Source organism: Citrobacter sp. EC_71, from assembly GCF_019584005.1.
Lineage (GTDB): Bacteria > Pseudomonadota > Gammaproteobacteria > Enterobacterales > Enterobacteriaceae > Citrobacter > Citrobacter werkmanii.
Map to the genome: position 1 here is coordinate 21029 of NZ_VDAY01000006.1, position 21090 is coordinate 42118.

Below are 21090 nucleotides of genomic sequence, written 5' to 3' on the forward strand. Positions count from 1 at the left end.
GCGGTGAAGACGAAACCGCCATTATGCATAGAGGTGATATTACGCCAGTGAGGGCGTTATTCGCCCTGCGCAACCTGGTCGCTGTAATGTAAAAAGCGCGTAATGGCGTTAGAGAGATGTTTTTGTCGATGATGAACGCGCCAGAGCGTGCGAACTAAACGCGGCAGCGGCACGGGAACTTCACTCAGCGTGCCCGCCTGTAACTGTTCTGCAATGACTCGACGCGACAAACAGCTGATACCGAGTCCATGGCGCACCGCATGCTTAATGGCCTCGGAGTTACCCAACTCCATCGCCATCTGGAATCTCGGCAGATGCGATAGCAACAGGTAATCTACCAGTTCACGCGTACCGGAACCTCGCTCACGTAAGATCCACGGCGAAGCAGCCAGTTGATCCAGCGTCACGGGGCCTTTTGTTAGCGGCGAAGACGGGGCGGCAAACACCACCAGTTCGTCCTCCAGCCATGGTTCAGAGATAATTTCTGTGCTGTGGCACGGCCCTTCGATCAACCCAATATCTACGCGAAAATCCAGGACAGCGTTGATCACATCCTGGCTGTTACCCACGCTCAGCTCCAGCGGCAAATCCGGGAAATCATGGCGATAACGGGCGATCATGGCGGGCAAAATATAGTTGCCAATGGTGCTACTGGCATAGACGCGAATCGCGCCATTATCCTCACGAAAAAGCTGTTCGATTTCTATCGTTTGCTCAAGTAACGCCAACGCGCGCGGGTAGAGTAAGCGCCCGTGCTCATTGACCACCAACCGCTTGCCAACGCGATCAAACAGCTGTACGCCAAGCTGCCCTTCCAGATCGGTAAGCGCCGCACTCACTGCCGACTGCGACAATGCCAGCATGACAGATGCCTGGGTTGTCGAGCCGCTTTTCAGTACCTCAGCAAACACTTCAAGTTGTCGCAGGGTGATATGCATAGTCGTTTTCCACCGGATATCCGTTACTTATACCCTAAATAATTCGAGTTGCAGGAAGGCGGCAAGAGAGAGCATCCCCGGGAGCGTACTTAAGTACGTGACTGGGGTGAACGAGCGCAGCCAACGCACATGCAACTTGAAGTATGACGGTTATACCACTTATATAGATTAATTATAAATATATAATCAATTTTATTTTTAAACCACATCGCCGTACTCTTTTACCCAGATAAAGGAGAAGGATATGACAGAACTCACCTTACAGACTCATCGTCGTACAGCGTGGCATTTTATTCCGGGGCTTGCCCTGAGTGCAGTTATCACTGGGGCCGCCTTATGGGGGGGATCCATTCCCGCCGTCGCTGGTGCCGGGTTCAGCGCCCTCACCTTAGCCATCTTGTTTGGGATGGTTATCGGCAACACCGTGTATCCACAAATCTGGAAAAGCTGCGATGGCGGCGTGCTGTTTGCCAAACAACATTTATTACGCCTGGGGATTATCCTCTACGGTTTCCGCCTCACCTTCGCGCAAATTGCTGACGTCGGCGTCAGCGGTATCGTAATTGATGTGTTAACGCTCAGCAGCACCTTTATGATTGCCTGCTTCCTGGGGCAGAAAGTGTTTGGTCTGGACCGACACACCAGTTGGCTGATTGGCGCGGGGAGCAGCATTTGTGGTGCCGCCGCCGTGCTGGCAACTGAACCAGTGGTGAAAGCGGAAGCCAGTAAAGTGACGGTTGCCGTCGCCACCGTGGTCATCTTCGGTACTATCGCTATCTTCCTGTATCCGGCGATGTATCCGCTGTTGGCGCACTGGTTTAGTCCAGAAACCTACGGCATTTACATTGGCTCCACCATGCATGAGGTTGCGCAGGTTGTTGCCGCCGGACACGCCATTAACCCGGATGCTGAAAACGCCGCGGTGATTGCCAAAATGCTGCGCGTCATGATGCTGGCGCCGTTCCTCATCCTGTTGGCCGCACGAGTAAAACAACTGTCTCCGGCAACAGGTGGTGAGAAGAGCAAAATCACTATTCCATGGTTTGCCATCCTGTTCATTGTGGTGGCGATTTTTAACTCTTTCCACCTGCTGCCGCAGTCGGTAGTGAGTATGCTGGTGACGCTGGATACCGTGCTGCTGGCAATGGCAATGGCCGCACTGGGGCTAACCACTCACGTGAGCGCCCTGAAAAAAGCCGGTGCCAAACCGTTACTAATGGCGCTACTGCTGTTTGTCTGGTTGATTGTGGGTGGTGGTGCGATTAACGTCGCTATCCACGCGCTGATGGCATAAACGATCACGACTCACTTCCCTTAACCCGCTATACTCTCCCCTTTTGAGTATGGCGGGTTTAATTTATGAAATATATTGGAGCGCACGTAAGCGCCGCTGGCGGTCTGGCTAACGCCGCTATTCGGGCCGCAGAAATTGAAGCTACCGCATTCGCCCTGTTCACCAAAAATCAGCGTCAGTGGCGCGCCGCGCCGCTGACCACTGAAATCATTGATGATTTCAAGTCTGCTTGCGAGAAGTATCACTATACTTCCGCCCAGATCCTGCCTCACGACAGCTATCTGATTAACCTCGGTCACCCGGTCAGCGAGGCACTGGAAAAGTCACGCGATGCGTTTATCGATGAAATGCAGCGTTGTGAGCTGCTCGGTTTATCGCTGCTCAACTTTCATCCGGGCAGCCATTTGATGCAGATCCCGGAAGATGAATGTCTGGCGCGTATTGCTGAATCTATCAACATCGCCCTCGCTCAGACCCAGGGGGTTACGGCAGTTATCGAAAATACCGCCGGACAGGGCAGCAATCTCGGATTTAAGTTTGAGCACCTTGCCGCCATTATTGATGGTGTTGAAGATAAATCCCGTGTTGGCGTCTGTATTGATACCTGCCACGCTTTCGCTGCCGGTTACGATTTACGTTCCGTCGAGGAATGCGAAAAGACGTTTGCGGAATTTGAACGTATTGTCGGTTTCAACTATTTACGGGGTATGCACCTGAACGACGCCAAGAGCACCTTTGGCAGTCGCGTCGACCGCCACCACAGCTTAGGTGAAGGGAATATTGGCCACGACGCTTTCCGTTGGATCATGCAGGATAGTCGTTTTGACGGCATTCCGCTGGTGCTGGAAACGATTAATCCGGATATCTGGGCAGAAGAGATTGCCTGGCTGAAAGCCCAGCAAACAGAACAAGCGGTGGCGTAATTATGAACGACAGGGAAAAGCAGATCCTTAAGATCCTGCGTCGCAATCCGTTGATTCAGCAGAATGAAATCGCCGATATTCTGCAGATAAGCCGTTCACGCGTCGCTGCGCATATTATGGATTTGATGCGTAAAGGCATGATCAAAGGTAAAGGTTATATCCTTACCGAACAGGATTATTGCGTGGTTGTCGGGGCAATCAACATGGATATTCGTGGTGTTGCAGACATCCACTATCCTCAGGCTGCTTCTAATCCTGGCAGCATTCACTGCTCGGCAGGCGGCGTAGGACGCAACATCGCCCACAACCTGGCGCTGCTGGGCCGTGACGTTCACTTAATTTCCGCTGTTGGCAGCGATTTCTATGGGGAAACATTGCTGGAACAAACGCGTCAGGCCGGTGTAAACGTTGCAAGTTGCATACGCCTGCATGGGCATAACACCTCAACCTACCTGTCGATCGCTAATCAGCAGGAAGAAACCGTACTGGCAATTAACGATACCCATATCCTGCAGCAATTAACGCCACAGTTGCTGAACGGGTCGCGAGATTTGATCCGCCATTCCGGTGTCGTACTGGCAGATTGCAATCTGACCGCCGAAGCCATTGAGTGGGTCTTTACGATTGCTGATGATATTCCCGTATTCATTGACACCGTTTCAGAGTTCAAAGCGGCAAAAATGAAGACATGGTTTAAGCGTATTCATACGCTTAAACCAACGCAGAAAGAGCTGGCGATTTTGTGGGGCCAACCTATCCATTCAGATGCTGATCGCATACTGGCCGTCAATAGTCTGCATCAGCAAGGTGTAAAACGGATCTTTGTCTGCCTGGAAGATGATTCCGTTTTTTGCAGCGAAAAGGACGGAGAACAGTTTTTACTGACACCTCCTGATCATACGATCGTAGACAGTTTTGGCGCCGATGACGCTTTTATGGCGGGATTGCTGTACAGCTTTCTGGAAGGTAGCGAGTTTCGTGAAAGCGCTCACTTTGCCATGGCCTGCGCGGCATTATCGCGAGCCAGCGTCAGCATCAACAACCCAACCCTCTCGGCAGATAACGCCTTATATTTGCTGCAAACAGCTTAAATGTAATGCCGGATAGCGCCACGCTTATCCGGCATTGCTCTCACTATGCTATACCGATAAAGAAACCCGCTATGGTGGCGCTCATCAGGTTTGACAGCGTTGCTGCTGCCAGCGCGCGCATTCCAAGCTGCGCGATTTCTGGAGCACGCTGTGGCGCTATCGCCGAAAATGCGCCGACAACAACACCAATCGAACCAAAGTTAGCGAACCCGCACAGCGCAAACGAAATAATCGCAATGGTCTTCACATCCAGTGTCCCGCCGGTTTGCAGATACGGCGAGAAGTTGAGATACGCGACAAACTCGTTGATTGCCAGCTTCTGACCAATCAGGCTACCTGCCAGCGTCGCATCGCTCCAGTCCACGCCCATAATCCAAGCCAGCGGTGCAAGTAGCCAGCCGAAGATTCCTTCCAGGGTGGCGTGACCAAAACCAAACCAACCACCAATTCCGCCGATAATGCCGTTAATCAGCGCGATAATGGCGACAAATGCCATTACTACCGTCGCCACGCCTGCGGCAATTTTCAGCCCGGTCATCGCCCCGCTCGCCGCTGCTTCGATGATGCTTTTCGGCGGCGTTTCGGTAAATGACAGGTTCTCAAAGGTGACGCGAGATTCTTCAGTTGCCGGACTCAGCATACGCGCAAATAAAATACCACCAGGGATTGCCATCAACGATGCCGCCAGCAGATAGTCAATCGGAACGCCCATTCCAGCGTAACCAATCATCATTGAGCCAGCAATCGAGGCCATCCCGCTACAGATAGCGGTAAATAGCTCATTGCGATTCAGCCGGTCAATAAACGGTTTGACGATCGCCGGGATCTCGTTTTGCCCGAGGAAAATCGTGGTTACTGCGACAAATGACTCGATCTTACTGATGTTCAACGCTTTCTGGAAAATACCGCCAAGGATGCGGATCAACAGCCCCATCACGCCAATGTAGTAGAGTAGACTGATCAGCGCGGTCACAAAAATGATGGCCGGGAGCACCCGAAAGGCGAAGATAAACCCGGCTCCGTCAAACAGCACATCCATTTTTGGCCCGACCAGGGAGCCAAAGATAAATGCACTACCCGCGTCACTGTATGACATCACCTTGTGGACACCGAGCGCGGCCTGTTCAACCAGCCATTTCCCCGGCGGGAAATAGAGCATAATGCCGCCGATTGCAATTTGCAGCACCAGTGCTGCCCCGACCGTACGCAGACTAATACGCTTTTTATTTACTGACAGCAGAAACGCGATAGTCAGTAATACCACCATACCCACAACACTTCTCATTATATCCATAATGAAATTCCCTTCATGCCAGGAAACCCGGCGTTACCGCCAGGTTTTGGTAGGTTTGCTATCCGCGGGCGACCGCATTCTGCCCGGAAAATTTGGTCAGGCGAGGCGTTGATACTCCTTCGCAATTTCACAAGCCAGTACCGCGTTGTTGAACACCAGCTGAATATTTGATTTCAGGCTGTCACCACCGGTCAGCTCCGCAACGCGCGCCAGCAGGAACGGCGTACTCTCTTTGCCCACAACACCCTGCTCTTCCGCTTCTTTTACCGCCCGATCGATTGCCGCATTAATTTTCTCTTCAGCCATCGCAAACTGCTCTGGGATTGGGTTTGCAACAACCAGACCGCCATCGAGACCTGTCTGCCATTTCACCGCCATGGCACGGGCAATCTCTTTTGCGCTGTCCAAACGAATACTGACCTCAAACGGACTGGTTCGGCAGAAAAATGCCGGCAACGCGTTGGTCTGATATCCAATTAACGGCACGCCAAAGGTTTCTAAATATTCGGTCGTTAAACCGAGATCAAGAATAGATTTCGCGCCGGCACAAATTACCGTGACATTGGTATGCGCCAGTTCTTGCAGATCCGCGGAAATATCAAAGGTATGTTCAGCACCACGATGAACACCACCAATCCCGCCCGTTGCAAATACTTTAATTCCAGCCAGGGAGGCAATAATCATGGTTGAGGCAACTGTCGTCGCACCATTTTTTCCTGCAGCAACCACAAATGGTAAATCACGACGACTGACTTTAGTAACGCTATGTCCCTCTCTCCCAAGCAACTCAATTTCATCTTTGCTTAAACCAACTTTCATTACCCCGCCAATAATAGCAATGGTCGCAGGAACTGCCCCATGTTTACGAATAGTTTCTTCGACTTCAATAGCGGTCTGGGCATTCTGCGGAAATGGCATACCATGAGAAATAATGGTTGATTCGAGGGCAACAATCGGTTTTTTACCGTTTAATGCTTCCTGTACTTCTGGAGATATTTGTAATAATTCAGAGGAAAGAGTTAATTCAGACATTCTGTGTTCTCCACGATTGAGATAACATTCGCAACAGACAAATCAGGGTTATTGGTATATTCACAGGCTAACGCCATTGATGAACAACCCTGCGCAAATCGAACCGAATCAATAAAGGGCATGCCGTCTACCCAGCAGGAAGCCAGTCCCGCCATCATCGCATCGCCAGCCCCAGTAACATTAATGACGTGAGTTTTAATCGGCAGCGACCAACCGCAATCCCCCGCAATATCACTGTAATAAACTCCATCACCGCCCATACTGAGCACCAGGCGATTTAAGCCGCGATCGTGAAACCAGGCGGCAACTTTGCCAACATCATCACGCCCGGAAAGCGCAATACCGCTCAGCGTTTCGGCTTCAAGCCGGTTAGGTTTGAGGGTGTGAATTTGTCCAAGCCGCTCACGAATTTTGACGCACTTCCATGCCGATACCGGGTCGACAAACACCGGAACATCTCCGGCATTTTCCAGTACCCATGCCAGGGCATCTTCGCTGATATTGCAATCGGCGACGATAACTTTCGCCTGCCGAATAAAATCATGCTGCTGCGATAAAAAACCCGGTGAAATATGTTCAGTGATACTCATATCATTAATGGCAACCAGCATTTCACCGGTGTTATCAAGCAGAGATAAATAACTCGATGTATTCTCTCCGGGAACGATAAGACACTTATCAACATGTACTCCGGATAGATTAGTTTGCGCCAATAACGATTGACCATAAAAATCATTACCAACCGCAGTCAGTAACCACGAATTTTTACCCAGCAGCGCGAGATTATGTGCAATGTTGCGTCCAACTCCGCCGGGGGTGAATTTTATCTTTCCTGGATTCGAATCCGCATAATTTAGAGAAGCATGCGAATACCCAGCAACATCCATATTGGCCGAGCCAATAGTTACTATGTATTCCTTTTCACGCATAGCACGTCCCCTGGCAATTATCTTGCCACTAATGAGTTCGTTAAGAATAACCACCGCCACACACAAAATTATTAGAGCATATGTTCAATATCGAACATGTGTTTATAGTAAGCAGGTTTTTGACAAAGTAAACCCATCTGCAAGATCTAAAACCAATAGATATGAACAGAATCACAATTTTTTATAGATACAGTTTGTAAGGGAGAGAGGAAATGAGAGGCAGTACACAAATTAAGCAGACTAAAAAGTATAACTCCGGCATAACCGGAGATTTTTCAGATGCGCCTGGCAAGCTGGCGCGCCTCAGGTAAGCGAAACCAGGTCCTCTGGCATATGGTTGTACAAAATACGCCAGAAATGTTCAGCCGTTTTATTCAATCGCGTGTCCATCCGGTAAATATAGGCCTGAATTGGCACCATCAGCTCAGGTGTCTCCAGACGCACCAGACGCTTATCACGCAGCTCGTTGACGATCGACCACGCTGGTAGCCAGGCGATGCCATGCCCATCCAGCGCCATGTTTTTCAACAACTCACTCATCGAAGACATAAACAACGTACGTGCTGAAATGCCGCCTACTTCCGCCAACTGACGGTTTACCAATCTTCCCATGTAGGATGTGCTGGTATAGTTCAGAATCGGCGCCTGCGGCTGATAGATATCAAACAACGCGTTCCCCTGACCATCGGTGGCACAGACGGGATAAAGCTCAGACTCAAAAACCTTCAAGCCACAGAAAGGTGACTGCATTAAATCTTCATCACGAAACGAGATAATAAAATCACTTTTCCCCTCGCGCAGGGTATTCACCGCTTGCACCACATCAATCGCCTCGACGTGCCAGACAAATTCTTCCCCCCAGGCCGCCATTGAATGCACTAACCGGGGCAACATGGTCAGCGACAAAGAATGCGCTGCCGCGATTTTTATATTGGGTACCCCAAGCAGATTGTGACCACTGAGTTCGTCCAGATTACATTCCAGCTGTTGTAGCAGGCTACGCGTTTGCGAATGGAATAACTTACCCTCCTCCGTGAGTTGTAGCGGTGTCGTCGTGCGATCAAACAGCTGCACCCCCACGGCTGATTCGAGCGCTTTGATCCTCCGGCTAAATGCCGGCTGAGATATATTGCGCTCCTCCGCAGCCTGGGAAAAATGACGGCATGCCTCCAGCGTCAGAAAATCATATAACCATTTTGTCTCAATATTTTTCATACCTGTCACACGGATGTTTAAATATGTTGATGAGCCTAAAAACATCATGCCTGAAGAATTCCAGAGATGATATTGACGATCAGCCCACGATGATTCGTTTTTTGCATCAAACCTTCGTTTTTGACATTAACATGTCAGCGTCACCCTTCAGCCACAACCCTACTCTGCTTGCAGAACTTCAGGCTTGCCACGCTATCCTAACCCCATAGGATGGCGTAAAAAACTACAGTCATGCAGTTTTTGCATTAAGACAAACATTATTGCATTTCTCCTCGCAACGCTCTGCTGTTAAACATTAGGGCAAGACAAAACACAGCCTGAATATTATTTAACGGTGAAATGAGGTATATATCGTGAAAGGTTTAATTGGTGTACTTGGTGGTATGGGACCTGCTGCAACCGTCGATCTATTTAATAAATTCGTCACCTTTACCGCAGCGCAACGCGATCAGGAACATATCCCACTAATTATTTCATCCATTCCTGATATACCCGACCGAACTGACGCATTAATGCGTCATGGTAATTCCCCTCTTCCGGCCATGCGCGATTATATGCATAAACTCGAAGATGCTGGCGCGGAGTGTATTGTGATCCCGTGTAATACCGCCCACTTTTGGTTTAAAGAGTTAAAAGAATCCTGTCATACAGAGTTGCTCAGTATTGTGGAGACAACCCTTAGTGAGGTTAGAAACTGCGGAAAATCGCGCATCGGACTGCTTGCCACCAACGCCACGTTGTACATGGGCCTTTACCAAAAAGGTATAGAATCTCTTGGGTTAACCTGCGTCAGCCCTGATTCCTCCAGCCAGGAAAAAGTAATGGAAAGCATTTATTGCCTGAAAGCTGGCGATGTTAAGCAAGCACAAAAATTAATGAATGAACAGGCTGAAGCACTTTTCTCACGCGGCGCGGAAGTCATCGTTCTGGGATGTACTGAAGTTCCCGTCATCCTTGCTGAAGCCATCAAGAAATCACCAGCCAAATATATTGATTCAACCGGTTCGTTGGTTCGTGCCGGAATCAAGTGGTATGAAAAACGCGTTGGAAAAAGCCACCTTCTGGCGCAATAAAAAAACCACCATTTAATCATCACATTTAATAAAAGCCATTCTTATAGCAAATTATTATCTGGCGGAGGCCATTATGCTTTGGTTGGAAATTATCGTAGTATTGGGCGCAATATTTTTCGGTATCCGCCTCGGCGGAATTGGTATCGGTTTATGCGGCGGGCTGGGGCTGGCTATTTTAACCCTGGGATTTGATCTAAAAATTGGCTCACCGCCTGTGGACGTCATTCTTATTATTATGACGGTGGTTGTGGCGGCATCAGCGCTACAGGCAGCCGGAGGCATGGATTATCTGGTACGCATTGCCGGCAACTTTATGCGTCGTAATCCTAAATATATCAATGTCATTGCACCGATTATCACCTGGTCGATGACCATAATGGCGGGAACAGGTTTCATTGTATTTTCAACCCTGCCGGTGATTGCAGAAGTTGCGAAAGAGTCGGGTATCCGCCCTTCTCGTACGCTCGCAGGCTCCGTAGTGGCATCCCAGGTAGCGATATCCGGCTCGCCGATCAGCGCCGCAATGGCCGCGATGTTGACCATCATGGAAGGTAACGGCATCAGCTTTATCCAGGTTATGGCCGTATGTCTGCCAGCCTCGTTTGTTGCCGCGATGGTTGGCGCATTCATCGCTTCACGCCAGGGGTGTGAGCTTGAAGACGATGAGGTCTATCTGGAACGCCTGCAGAAAGGGCTGGTGCGTAAATACGAAGGGCAAAACAGTATCACGCCGGGTGCAAGGCTTTCCGTCGCCCTGTTTATGCTGGCCACGGTGCTCATCGTTATTCTTGCCGCATTCCCTCAGTTACGTCCGGGGTTTGACGCTGGCAACCCAATGAATACGCGGGATATCATTATTATCTGCATGCTGGCTGCCGCTTGCCTGATGGTGGTGCTGTGCAAAACATCTACAGATGCCATTGTCCTGACGTCCACTTTTCGCGCCGGGATGAGTTCGCTGGCAGTCATTCTCGGCATTGTTACGCTGGGAACCACGTTCATTGACGCGCACCTGGCGGAAATTAAGGACATCGCAGGCAATATTCTGCAGGCCTACCCGATGCTGTTGGCTCTGGTATTGTTTGGCACCTGCGCGTTGCTCTATTCACAGGGAGCCACCACGCCGTTGATTATCCCGCTTGCCGTCGCACTTGGCGTTCCCACCTGGGCTATTCTGGCTTCCTATGTGGCTGTGACCGGCGTATTTGTTCTACCAACGTACCCGACCTCACTGGCGGCTATGGAGTTCGACACCACCGGGACAACGCGCGTAGGTAAGTATGTCTTAAACCACCCGTTTATGTTGCCGGGACTGGGTGGGATAGTCGCTGGCGTTGCTTTTGGTTTCATCATCGCGCCAATGATTGCCTGAGCCGTCTTATTCAGGGGCGCGACAGAGATATCGCCCCTGAATGATTCTCTACTCATTTGCCCCGACTCACCACATCAATACCGTCTTACCTTTATCTATTTGCTTCACATCGCTGCTTTTAATCACGCGGTGATAGCCATAGGCGTCAGCATATTTTGTCAGTCCTGTCTCGGGGTCTTGCTCAGGCTTGCCTTGCGTCTCTATTGTTGAACCTGACGTTGTTGTCATCACCCAGGTAGTTGAACACCCCGTTAGCAGCAGCGTCGCGAGTGACAGAACAGCAAAAATGGGCGCTTTTTTCATATTCGATTTCCATGACCAGTTTGATTTAAAGGCACTTTATCGAATTTGCTTAAGGCAGGATGGATTATTGTGGCGATGCTGTAACGGTAAGGGTTAATGCATAAAAAAAGGGCAGAGATTTCTCTGCCCTGGATTTCAGTTCTTAATCAGGCCGCCTTTGCCACAACCTCTGCTTCCGGGCGCTTCAGCACCGCGTAGGAGAGACCGGCTACCAGCGTACCGGCAATAATGGCCAGCAGGTAGCCAACCACCGGCGTAATTGCGCCAGGGATTAACAGCACGAACAGACCGCCGTGTGGCGCCATCAGCTTAGCCCCTACCGCCATGGAGAGAGCACCGGTAATTGCGCCGCCAACGATACAGCAAGGCAGAACGCGCATCGGGTCACGCGCGGCAAATGGGATTGCCCCTTCGGTGATAAAGCACAGGCCCAGCACCAGCGCAGCTTTACCGCCCTCTTGCTGTGCTTTGTCGAACTTACGACGTGCAACCAGCGTTGCCAGACCCAGCGCCAGCGGAGGTACCATCCCCGCAGCCATAATGGCAGCCATCGGCGCATAAGTTTGCGTACTCAGCAGACCTACACCGAAAGCATACGCCGCTTTATTAACCGGGCCGCCCATATCGGTACACATCATGCCGCCAAGAATCGCACCGAGCAGTACCGCATTCGCCGTACCCATGGTTTGCAGCCAGTGGGTCAGACCTTCCAGAATGCCCGCTACCGGTTTACCGATCAGGTAGATCATGGCCAGGCCCACCACCAGGCTTGAAAGCAGTGGAATGATCAGAATCGGTTTCAGCGCTTCCATACTCTGCGGGAGTTTCAGTCTGGTACTAATGAGCTTCGCCACATAACCGGCAAGGAAACCGGCAATAATCCCGCCAATAAAGCCAGAACCAGTGCTCACTGCCAGCATACCGCCGATAAGACCTGGCGTCAGACCCGGACGGTCAGCAATGGAAAATGCAATATAACCCGCCAGAACCGGCACCATCAACGCAAAGGCTGAACCACCGCCAATCTGCATCAGCGCCGCCGCCAGCGTGCCCTGCTCTTTAAACGCTTCAATACCAAAGGCGAATGAGAGCGCAATACACAGACCGCCAGCGACCACCATCGGCAGCATATAAGACACACCCGTCAGCAGGTGACGATACGCGCCAGCGCTCTCTTTCTTACCTTCGGTTGCCGCAGACTGCGCCTTGCCGGTTGGCTGATACGGCGTAGCTTCTTCCAGCGCTTTGTCCAGCTCCTGCTTCGTTTTCTTCAGCGCCAGGCCAGTAGACGTGCGGTACATTGGTTTTCCGGCAAATTTGGCCAGATCAACTTCAATGTCAGCCGCCACAATCACCAGATCCGCTTGAGCCACCTCTTCCGGGGTAATGGCATTGCCTGCCCCGACCGAGCCACGGGTTTCAACCTTCACCCACCAGCCACGTTTTTTCGCTTCTGTTTCAATAGCTTCAGCAGCCATAAACGTATGGGCAACGCCGGTCGGACACGCCGTCACCGCCACCACACGTTTTGGACCACTGCTGGCCACAGGCGCTGTCGCAACCGGGGCGCTGTAAGGTTTTGCATGGCCTTTCGCTTCGCTGAGGAAGAGTTCAGGATGCGCAACCGCACGACCGATATCGCCGAGCCAAACTTTTTTGCCGTTCAGCGAGCTGTCGGCAGGAAGCGTGTCGCCCAGAACAATCGCCAGTTCTGCATCATTCGGATTATCAATAATTTCCAGATGCGCTTTTTGCGCCGCCGCTCCAAGCAGGGTTTTCGCCATGTAAGCGCGAGCCTGGCCGAGATTAGCGTCAATAATCAGCAGCGTTTTCATTATGCCTCTCCTGCTGTCAGTTAAACGGTTTTAAGTCGACACGCGCCATCATTGCGGCCAACTGAGGACGATCGGTAATGCCCACGTTACTTTGGCTTACCGCCAGGGCGGCAACAGCCGTCGCCAGACGCAGGGTGTGTTCGCTGGACTCACGCATCAGCAGACCATAAATCAGACCGCCAACCATTGAATCACCCGCGCCCACGGTGCTGACCACCTCAACTGAGGGCGGTTTAGCAATCCACTCACCCGAAGCGTTAACCCACAGCGCGCCTTCCGCACCGAGTGAAATCACGACATGAGCAATACCCTGCTCGCGCAGCGCATGCGCAGCATCAATCACATCTTTCATTTCAGGCAGTTTACGACCCGCCCAGATTTCCAGTTCACGACGGTTTGGCTTCACCAGCCACGGCGCCGCCTTCAGACCTGCCACCAACGCTTCACGACTACTATCAAAGATAATGCACGGACACTGACTGCGCAGACGCGTCATCCAGTCGGTGAAAGCTTCCGGGCTCACGCCGGTCGGCAAACTACCGCTAACGCACACCATGTCGAACTGGCCCAGCCAGCTCAGCGAATCGTTCACAAAGCGTTCCCAGTCAGCAGGGGTAACTTCAAAGCCGGAGAAATTGAAGTCGGTGACTTCACCGTCTTTTTCGGTCAGCTTGACGTTGATACGGGTACGCCCTTGTACAACCTGAAAGCGGTTGGCAATGCCCAGCTCGCTGAACAACTGCTGAAAACCATCCTGGTTGTCTTTACCCAGGAAACCGCCCACCGTGACATCGATACCTAAATCTTTCAGGACTTTAGCGACATTAATCCCTTTCCCCGCCGCATGCAGGCCGGTGGTTTTCACCAGATTCACTTCGCCGCGTTCAATTTCCGGGCAGAAACCCACCAGGTCGTAGGCCGGGTTAAGGGTGATAGTAGCAACACGTCTGCTCATTACGCGCCCTCCCCAAGACCTGCCGCGATGGCTTCGCCAATCGCTTTCAGCGCCTGTTCAGCATCCTCGCCCTGGGCGGTAAAGCGCAGGTGGTGTCCTTTTTTCACGCCTAATGCCACAACTTTCATCAGACTGCGTCCATTTGCCGGTTTGCCGGTTCCATCGAGATTTGTCACGGTAATTTCACTGTTAAATTGTTTAATCGTATTCACCAGCATGGTGCCCGGACGGGCGTGCAAACCATGCTCATTGCGCACAACAAATTCGGCGCTCAGTACATCATCAGTTAAGGCGTCATCGCTGGTCAGCAGCGCCAGTACCGTTGCCGCATCCGCTTTCAACAAACGGTCAGCTTTATTGTTCAGCAGCAGATCGCTAAGGCGCTTCAGCACTGCAACCGGTTGATCGTCATTCATCGCGACGGTCACCAGCAGGGCTACCGCTTCCCCTTGTACATCAAACGCCGTAGCTGCACGGCTGACCGCAACGGCGCTGCGCACGTTACCTTCAGCACCGTCATTCAGCCAGATCCCCTGACCGAGATTCATCGGCTGCTCATTGATGGCTCTGGCGACAAATGCGGCATCAACCGCACCAATTTCTTTCAGCCGCGCAGCGTTGAGCGCCTGCAGCGTAACCAGCGAGCTGGCAACGACGTCCAGCGACAGCGTTTCGTTATCAAGCTTTAATTGTTCGCTCTGCTTTTCGCCCATCAGCAACGCGCGTAGCTCTTCCGCCGTGGTCGCTGATTTCAGCTGTTCAGCAACGGAGTCATCACTCAACACATGCGTCAGCTGACGCAGTAAACCGAGGTGCTCATCAGAGCTGGCGGCAATACCTATCGCCACATACGCGACCTGCCCTTCGCCCCAGGTCACGCCCTGCGGGAACTGAAACACCTGCACACCGGTTTTCAGCACCCGATCGCGCGTGTCCGTCGTCCCGTGAGGAATAGCAATACCGTTGCCAAGAAACGTGGACGTTTGTTGTTCACGCGCCAGCATGCCATCGACGTAGCCTTCCGCAACGTTACCCGCCTGCACTAAGGCCGCGGCAACCTGGCGAATAGCCTCTTCTTTATTCCCGGCCTGTTCGCCCGGGTGAATATCCTGAACAGATAACTGGAACATGGTTCTCCTCTCCCGCTGAATTGAAACGATTCAGCCAACATGAGAAAAAAGGCGTCACCTGACTCCATCAGTTATGGCAAGATGACGCTGAAACGTTTCAAGAAGTCTTGATCTTTTTTCTTCAGCACACAAGTAAAGTTGACAAATTACTTGCTGAATTTAGAGATAACGCACATTTTCTCCTGGGGAGAGATAAAATTGCTGAAGCAAAAATGGCGTCAGCGTGTCAGATTCAGCAACATCAGCAAACAGCATTCTTTGACTGAAATGCTATTTTGATTTTTGATGCCGATTTTGATTTGGCTACCTGTTTATTTCCTGGCAAGCAGCGTAAACTCCGCGTCTCTTCACATCATTGATATCAAAACATGCATAACACCCCCGTAGCCGCCACACCTAAGGCGTTCGATTTAACGTCTGCGGCGTTCCTGCTTGTCGCATTTCTGACGGGTATCGCCGGCGCTTTGCAGACACCAACGCTGAGTCTTTTTCTGACCGATGAAGTCCATGCCCGTCCCGGTATGGTCGGGTTCTTTTTTACCGGCAGCGCAGTAATCGGTATCCTGGTGAGTCAGTTTCTGGCCGGGCGATCGGATAAAAAAGGCGACCGCAAAAACCTGATTGTCTTCTGTTGTGTGCTGGGCATGCTAGCCTGCGTGCTGTTTGCCTGGAACCGCAACTATTTTATTTTGCTGTTTGTCGGCGTCTTCCTCAGCAGCTTTGGTTCGACCGCCAACCCGCAAATGTTTGCTCTCGCCCGCGAGCATGCCGACCGTACAGGCCGGGAAGCGGTCATGTTCAGCTCAATTTTACGTGCGCAGGTATCGCTGGCCTGGGTAATTGGCCCGCCGCTGGCCTACGCACTGGCAATGGGATTTAGCTTCACGGTGATGTACCTCAGCGCGGCGGTTGCTTTTATTGTCTGCGGCGCAATGGTTTGGCTGTTCTTACCGTCGATGAGTAAAAATGTGCCTCTCGCCACTGGCGTGGTGGAGGCGCCACGGCGCAATCGTCGCGACACGCTGCTCCTTTTTGTTATCTGCACATTAATGTGGGGGACCAATAGCCTCTATATCATTAATATGCCGCTGTTTATTATCAATGAACTGCATCTGCCGGAAAAACTGGCGGGTATCATGATGGGCACCGCTGCCGGGCTGGAAATCCCGACCATGTTGATTGCCGGATACTTTGCGAAGCGTCTGGGCAAGCGTCTGTTGATGCGAATTGCCGTCGTCGCCGGCTTTTTCTTTTATGCCGGTATGCTGTTGGCCCACTCTCCGGCGGTATTGCTTGGTTTACAACTGCTGAACGCGATTTATATCGGCATCCTTGGCGGGATTGGCATGCTCTATTTCCAGGATTTGATGCCAGGACAAGCAGGTTCAGCCACGACTCTTTATACGAATACCATTCGCGTAGGCTGGATTATTGCCGGATCGTTGGCCGGTATTGCCGCTGAAATCTGGAATTATCACGCAGTGTTCTGGTTTGCGCTGGTGATGATCATCGCCACCATCGTGTGCCTGGCGCGCATCAAAGATGTTTAAGGCGCGGTCAGCGATTCAAGCTCAATAAGATACAGCATGGCCTGGTGCGTCGTCTTCCCACACATTTCCGCACTGGGCTGCAAACCGGCACATACTTTTGGCCGCAGCGGCGAAGCGAAAATTTTACAGCGCAATGATTCATCCAACTGAACGCATGGTGTATTAGCGGGCTTGCCATCAGGCATACCGGGGATGGGACTGGAGATTGAAGGCGCGGTGCAGCATGCACCACAATCCGGACGGCATTTCATACAGTACTCTCTTTATCGTGAACCATCGGATTGGGCGAGAAGCGCACAGTAACACCTTTTTTGCACCAGCAAAAGCATCAATTCCACTTGCCTGAATGCCCCAGCGCGAGTAGTTTTACGCGATATTTTAGACACTCCTCACTACAGGATTTTTTCGATGCCAAGAGCGAACGAAATTAAAAAAGGTATGGTACTGAATTACAACGGCAAGCTGCTGATTGTAAAAGATATTGATATTCAATCGCCAACCGCACGTGGCGCCGCCACGCTGTACAAAATGCGTTTTTCTGATGTCCGTACCGGCCTGAAAGTTGAAGAGCGTTTCAAGGGCGATGATATAGTTGATACTGTCACACTGAGCCGTCGTGGCGTTGACTTTTCCTACGTCGATGGCAACGAATATGTCTTTATGGATAAAGAAGACTATACCCCGTATACCTTCACCAAAGACCAGATTGAAGAAGAACTGTTGTTCATGCCGGAAGGCGGAATGCCGGACATGCAGGTTCTGACCTGGGACGGCCAACTGCTGGCGCTGGAACTGCCGCAAACGGTAGACCTGGAGATTGTTGAAACAGCGCCGGGCATTAAAGGGGCATCAGCAAGTGCGCGTAACAAACCTGCGACCCTGACTACCGGTCTGGTGATCCTGGTTCCTGAGTATCTGAGTGCGGGAGAAAAAATCCGTATTCATATCGAAGAACGTCGCTATATGGGCCGTGCAGACTAACTTTCTGCTCCCCGTTGCCGAAAAGGGACAGCGCAGGCTGTCCCTTTGTTATACTCAGCGCTGGCTGCTGAGATAAAAATCATCCATTAACAGCGATTCCAGATACTGTTCATCCTCGCGCATAAAACTCACTATCAGGTTGACCGCCTGCGGGTAAAACCCCTGTTCATCTCGCGCCAGGCAGGCATCGCGTAGCAATGGCGCCCAGCACATCATATGGTGATGCAAAAAGTAATACTGTGCAGATACCGCCTCCTCTTTAGCAACCATCTTCGCCATCAATGCCAGTTGAATGGCGATATGATCGGATGGCTCATTTTCCCGCGCGGCCAGACCGTGTTCGATCAGCAGCACATTCATTTGCTGACGTTCTGCTGACGCGGTCGTATGCGGATAGTGCCCGGCATAGGGAGAAACTCCGCCAGGCGGTGCCAGCAGAAACAGCGAGGCGAAATCCGCGGCGAGTTCCATCTGTCGGGAATCACGACGCAAAATCCGGGTCAGACTACGCTCAAATTGCTTAACCTTGCCAGACAACCCAGGAATCGCCGCCAGTGAGATAATCCACGCCCGATTCTCGCCGTTTTCAAGGCTGGCAAGTTGCTTTTCGTCCAGCTCACGGAATAACAATTGCGAGAACCACTGGTACATGTCCGCCCGCTGCTGATGTATTTGGTTATGCTGCACTTCCCCCCTCCTCTTTTACTGTCTCCGGGCCACCGAACGCCGTTACTTGTGGGGCTTTTTGCTGGTAACGTTCGACCTCCACCAGCACGGTATGCGCTGAAGGGCCTTGTGCCAGCTGTGAAGTACCAATATCGGCGCTCAGGACATTCGGGTCGCCATAGGTGCATAACGTCCCGGCTTTTCCACCTTCCTGCGGGGAATACCACGCCCCTTCATGAATGCGGATTACGCCTGGAGTGAAATCAGGGCTAATCACCACCCCAGCCAGCACCTGACCGCGGTCGTTGAAGACGCGTGCAATATCACCTGCTTTCAGGCCACGGGCGGCGGCATCCTGCGCGCTGATATAAAGCGGTTCTCTTCCGGCAACCGCATAGGTGTTGCGAAACGCCTCGCTTGAGCACAGCTGAGAGTGCAGACGTTTATCCGGATGGCAGGATTGCAGATGCAGCGGGTATTTATTTTTTTTAGCGGAATGATTACGTTCAAACGGTTCCATCCATACCGGATGACCCGGACAGTCCTCGTAGGCAAAGCCAGCAATGGTTTTACTGTAGATTTCAATCAGACCTGAAGGCGTTCCCAGAGGATTGAGGTCTGGCTGGTCGCGAAACTCACCGTGACGCACCCACGGCTGTCCGGCCGGATATTCAATATATCCTTCACCCTGCCAGAATGTCGCAAAGTCTGGTAAAGAGACGCCGAGCGACGCACCCATCTTCACGCCTTCGTCATAGAGCGCTTGTATCCACTGCATTTCGTCACGGTTCTCGCGGTACACCGCTTCTTTGTCAAAGCGCTTACATAATCCGGCAAAAACGTCAAAATCATGCCGGGCTTCATATTGCGGTTTAACGATCTGATGCAGCGCCATCAGCCCTTTATTCGAATGCGTACCAAACTGTTCAATATCGTTGCGTTCAAAACGGGTGGTCACGGGCAGAACGATATCGGCAAATCGACACGACGCGGTCCATTGATGATCCAATACCACCACGGTTTCCAGCTTCTTCCACGCCTCGATCATGCGATTACGATCCTGCTGCGCATGGAATGGATTCGCCGCGCTGTAGATCGCCATTTTGATATCAGGCCAGGTTAACGTTTCGCCGTTAAAGGCAACCTTTTTGCCCGACTCAAGCAGACAGTCAACGATGCGTGAGGTGGGGATATGCTCCGATGCGCCGCGAAAATCCGCTTTATACTTCGCCGGTGGAGGATTCGCAATCCCTCCCAGCCCGGAGAGTACAGGTCCGGCGGATGTCACCGTACCACCGCCGTTGTAATGCCAGCCAAACCCTACGCCCCCGCCCGGCAAGCCAATTTGCCCAACCATACTGGCCAGCACCACCAGCATCCAGGGATACTGTTCGCCATGATGCATGCGTTGTACGCACCAACCGCCCATAAATTGGGTCCGGCCTTTGACCAGCAGGCGCGCGAAATCACGGATCTGCTCCGCCGTCAGGCCACAGATTTCCGCTGCCCATTCGGCATTTTTCGGCTGCTTATCACTCTCCCCAAGCAGATACGGTAAAAACTGCTCAAAACCGACGGTGTAATCGTTGATAAACGCCGTGTCATACAGTTTTTCTTCATACAGCGTATGAGCGAGTGCCAACATTAGCGCGACATCGGTTTGAGGCCGAAGCGCCAGTTGTTCGCAGCCAAGATAGTTTTGCGATTTGCTACGCACTGGATCGACGCTGATAACACGCATTTTACCCTGCGCAACCGCCTCTTTAATTTGTTGCCAATAGCCAAACGCATCGTGATCGGGGACCAGGAACTCGATCTGCAGGTTCTTGATCGGATCGCAACCCCACAGCACGATGGTGTTACTGTTCTGGATAACCAGCGGCAGCGACGTTTGCTGCTCATAAACTTCCAGCGAACCAATCACATGCGGCAAGATAACCTGCGCCGCGGCCGCAGAGTAGTCGCCGACGGTCGTCACATAGCTACCATGCAGGCCAAGTCCTCTGTCCATCGCCCCGCCCGCTTTATGGTATTTTCCCACCATTTGCCAGTCGGCCAGCCCGGTAAATACCCCCGATGAGCCGTAGGTTTTTTGTACCCGTTCCAGCTCTTCGTAAAACAGATCCAGCGCCTGATCCCAGCTTACCCGCACAAAACGATTATCTCCGCGCTGGCTGCGATCCGATTTCTCACGCTTGCGTAACCAGTCCAGACGAACCATTGGATAACGCACCCGCGACGGGTTATAGACCACTTCACGCACCGCGTTCAGCATATCGCAAGGGTATTTGTCATGTTTGAAAGGCCGGGTTTCTGTCCACTCGCCGTTGACCACTTTGGCTTCAAAAGCGCCATAATGCGAACCGGACTGGATCCACTGTTCGGGGTTTTCTCCCGCCGCCCATACTTTTGAGATCAGCGGATTCGGCGCCAGCGCACTGGCTGCGCCCACCGCCAACATACCGCTCAGAAAACGGCGGCGAGACGGGTTAAAGTCATAAATATCCAT

The 21090-nt window shown here is 51.9% G+C and carries 19 protein-coding genes; 7 read left to right on the forward strand and 12 right to left on the reverse strand.

The features are described from left to right. Window positions 1-56 precede the first annotated feature (56 nt). Complete coding sequence (yieE, locus tag FHD02_RS07925; RefSeq protein ID WP_079223428.1) at window positions 57-938, reverse strand: DNA-binding transcriptional regulator YeiE; 882 nt, start codon at window positions 936-938, stop codon at window positions 57-59. A 244-nt stretch (window positions 939-1182) separates the two neighbouring features. On the opposite strand from yieE, the gene FHD02_RS07930 reads away from it, so the two are divergent. The 3 genes from FHD02_RS07930 (at window position 1183) to FHD02_RS07940 (ending at window position 4246) form a co-directional block, all read left to right on the forward strand. Then, the gene (locus FHD02_RS07930; RefSeq protein WP_137361776.1) at window positions 1183-2232 is read left to right on the forward strand and encodes a YeiH family protein; all 1050 of its coding nucleotides are present in this window, start codon (window positions 1183-1185) and stop codon (window positions 2230-2232) included. 65 nt (window positions 2233-2297) lie between these two features. Continuing rightward, window positions 2298-3155: a deoxyribonuclease IV gene (gene nfo / locus FHD02_RS07935; protein WP_042307296.1), complete on the forward strand. Its 858-nt coding sequence runs from the start codon at window positions 2298-2300 to the stop codon at window positions 3153-3155. Window positions 3156-3157: 2 nt separating this feature from the next. After that, entirely contained in the window at window positions 3158-4246 is a 1089-nt protein-coding gene (locus tag FHD02_RS07940) for a sugar kinase (RefSeq protein WP_061382074.1), read from the forward strand. 43 nt (window positions 4247-4289) lie between these two features. Here the strand turns inward: FHD02_RS07940 and FHD02_RS07945 are convergent, their stop codons facing one another. The 4 genes from FHD02_RS07945 to hypT form a co-directional block, all read right to left on the reverse strand. Then, window positions 4290-5540 carry a NupC/NupG family nucleoside CNT transporter gene (locus FHD02_RS07945; RefSeq protein WP_137371478.1) on the reverse strand — a complete coding sequence of 417 codons (1251 nt, stop codon included), beginning with the start codon at window positions 5538-5540 and terminating at the stop codon, window positions 4290-4292. 96 nt (window positions 5541-5636) lie between these two features. Continuing rightward, entirely contained in the window at window positions 5637-6572 is a 936-nt protein-coding gene (locus FHD02_RS07950) for a pseudouridine-5'-phosphate glycosidase (RefSeq protein ID WP_042307290.1), read from the reverse strand. After that, window positions 6560-7501, reverse strand: a complete 942-nt coding sequence (locus FHD02_RS07955) for a pseudouridine kinase (protein WP_042307288.1) — start codon at window positions 7499-7501, stop codon at window positions 6560-6562. The genes FHD02_RS07950 and FHD02_RS07955 overlap by 13 nt, the downstream gene beginning before the upstream one ends. A gap of 303 nt (window positions 7502-7804) precedes the next feature. Next, complete coding sequence (gene hypT, locus FHD02_RS07960; RefSeq protein WP_079226151.1) at window positions 7805-8716, reverse strand: hypochlorite stress DNA-binding transcriptional regulator HypT; 912 nt, start codon at window positions 8714-8716, stop codon at window positions 7805-7807. Between the two features lie 353 nt (window positions 8717-9069). Between hypT and FHD02_RS07965 the strand changes: the two genes are divergently transcribed. Together FHD02_RS07965 and FHD02_RS07970 are read left to right on the forward strand one after the other, a co-directional pair. Continuing rightward, entirely contained in the window at window positions 9070-9789 is a 720-nt protein-coding gene (locus tag FHD02_RS07965) for an aspartate/glutamate racemase family protein (protein ID WP_042307286.1), read from the forward strand. A gap of 73 nt (window positions 9790-9862) precedes the next feature. Further along, on the forward strand, window positions 9863-11161 hold the full coding sequence (locus FHD02_RS07970; RefSeq protein WP_079223422.1) for an anaerobic C4-dicarboxylate transporter: 1299 nt from the start codon (window positions 9863-9865) through the stop codon (window positions 11159-11161). A gap of 66 nt (window positions 11162-11227) precedes the next feature. On the opposite strand, the gene FHD02_RS07975 is transcribed toward FHD02_RS07970, so the two are convergent. From FHD02_RS07975 to fruB, 4 genes are all read right to left on the reverse strand, one after another. Then, the gene (locus tag FHD02_RS07975) at window positions 11228-11464 is read right to left on the reverse strand and encodes a YgdI/YgdR family lipoprotein (RefSeq protein ID WP_042307282.1); all 237 of its coding nucleotides are present in this window, start codon (window positions 11462-11464) and stop codon (window positions 11228-11230) included. Between the two features lie 146 nt (window positions 11465-11610). Further along, on the reverse strand, window positions 11611-13299 hold the full coding sequence (gene fruA, locus FHD02_RS07980; protein ID WP_137350017.1) for a PTS fructose transporter subunit IIBC: 1689 nt from the start codon (window positions 13297-13299) through the stop codon (window positions 11611-11613). A gap of 16 nt (window positions 13300-13315) precedes the next feature. Continuing rightward, on the reverse strand, window positions 13316-14254 hold the full coding sequence (gene fruK, locus FHD02_RS07985; protein WP_006683781.1) for a 1-phosphofructokinase: 939 nt from the start codon (window positions 14252-14254) through the stop codon (window positions 13316-13318). Continuing rightward, window positions 14254-15384, reverse strand: a complete 1131-nt coding sequence (fruB, locus tag FHD02_RS07990; RefSeq protein ID WP_137361773.1) for a fused PTS fructose transporter subunit IIA/HPr protein — start codon at window positions 15382-15384, stop codon at window positions 14254-14256. The genes fruK and fruB overlap by 1 nt, the downstream gene beginning before the upstream one ends. Before the next feature lie 368 nt (window positions 15385-15752). On the opposite strand from fruB, the gene setB reads away from it, so the two are divergent. Further along, a complete protein-coding gene (setB, locus tag FHD02_RS07995; protein ID WP_087857397.1) occupies window positions 15753-16934 on the forward strand; it encodes a sugar efflux transporter SetB in 1182 nt (393 codons plus the stop codon). On the opposite strand, the gene FHD02_RS08000 is transcribed toward setB, so the two are convergent. Beyond that, the gene (locus FHD02_RS08000) at window positions 16931-17185 is read right to left on the reverse strand and encodes a YkgJ family cysteine cluster protein (protein WP_220393790.1); all 255 of its coding nucleotides are present in this window, start codon (window positions 17183-17185) and stop codon (window positions 16931-16933) included. The genes setB and FHD02_RS08000 overlap by 4 nt on opposite strands. A gap of 157 nt (window positions 17186-17342) precedes the next feature. On the opposite strand from FHD02_RS08000, the gene yeiP reads away from it, so the two are divergent. Further along, window positions 17343-17915 (forward strand): elongation factor P-like protein YeiP, encoded by a 573-nt coding sequence (gene yeiP / locus FHD02_RS08005; RefSeq protein WP_038642029.1) that lies wholly within the window; start codon window positions 17343-17345, stop codon window positions 17913-17915. Window positions 17916-17969: 54 nt separating this feature from the next. On the opposite strand, the gene torD is transcribed toward yeiP, so the two are convergent. Both torD and torA read right to left on the reverse strand, forming a co-directional pair. Then, window positions 17970-18602 (reverse strand): molecular chaperone TorD, encoded by a 633-nt coding sequence (gene torD / locus FHD02_RS08010; RefSeq protein WP_220393791.1) that lies wholly within the window; start codon window positions 18600-18602, stop codon window positions 17970-17972. After that, window positions 18592-21090, reverse strand: a complete 2499-nt coding sequence (gene torA / locus FHD02_RS08015; protein WP_137371483.1) for a trimethylamine-N-oxide reductase TorA — start codon at window positions 21088-21090, stop codon at window positions 18592-18594. The genes torD and torA overlap by 11 nt, the downstream gene beginning before the upstream one ends.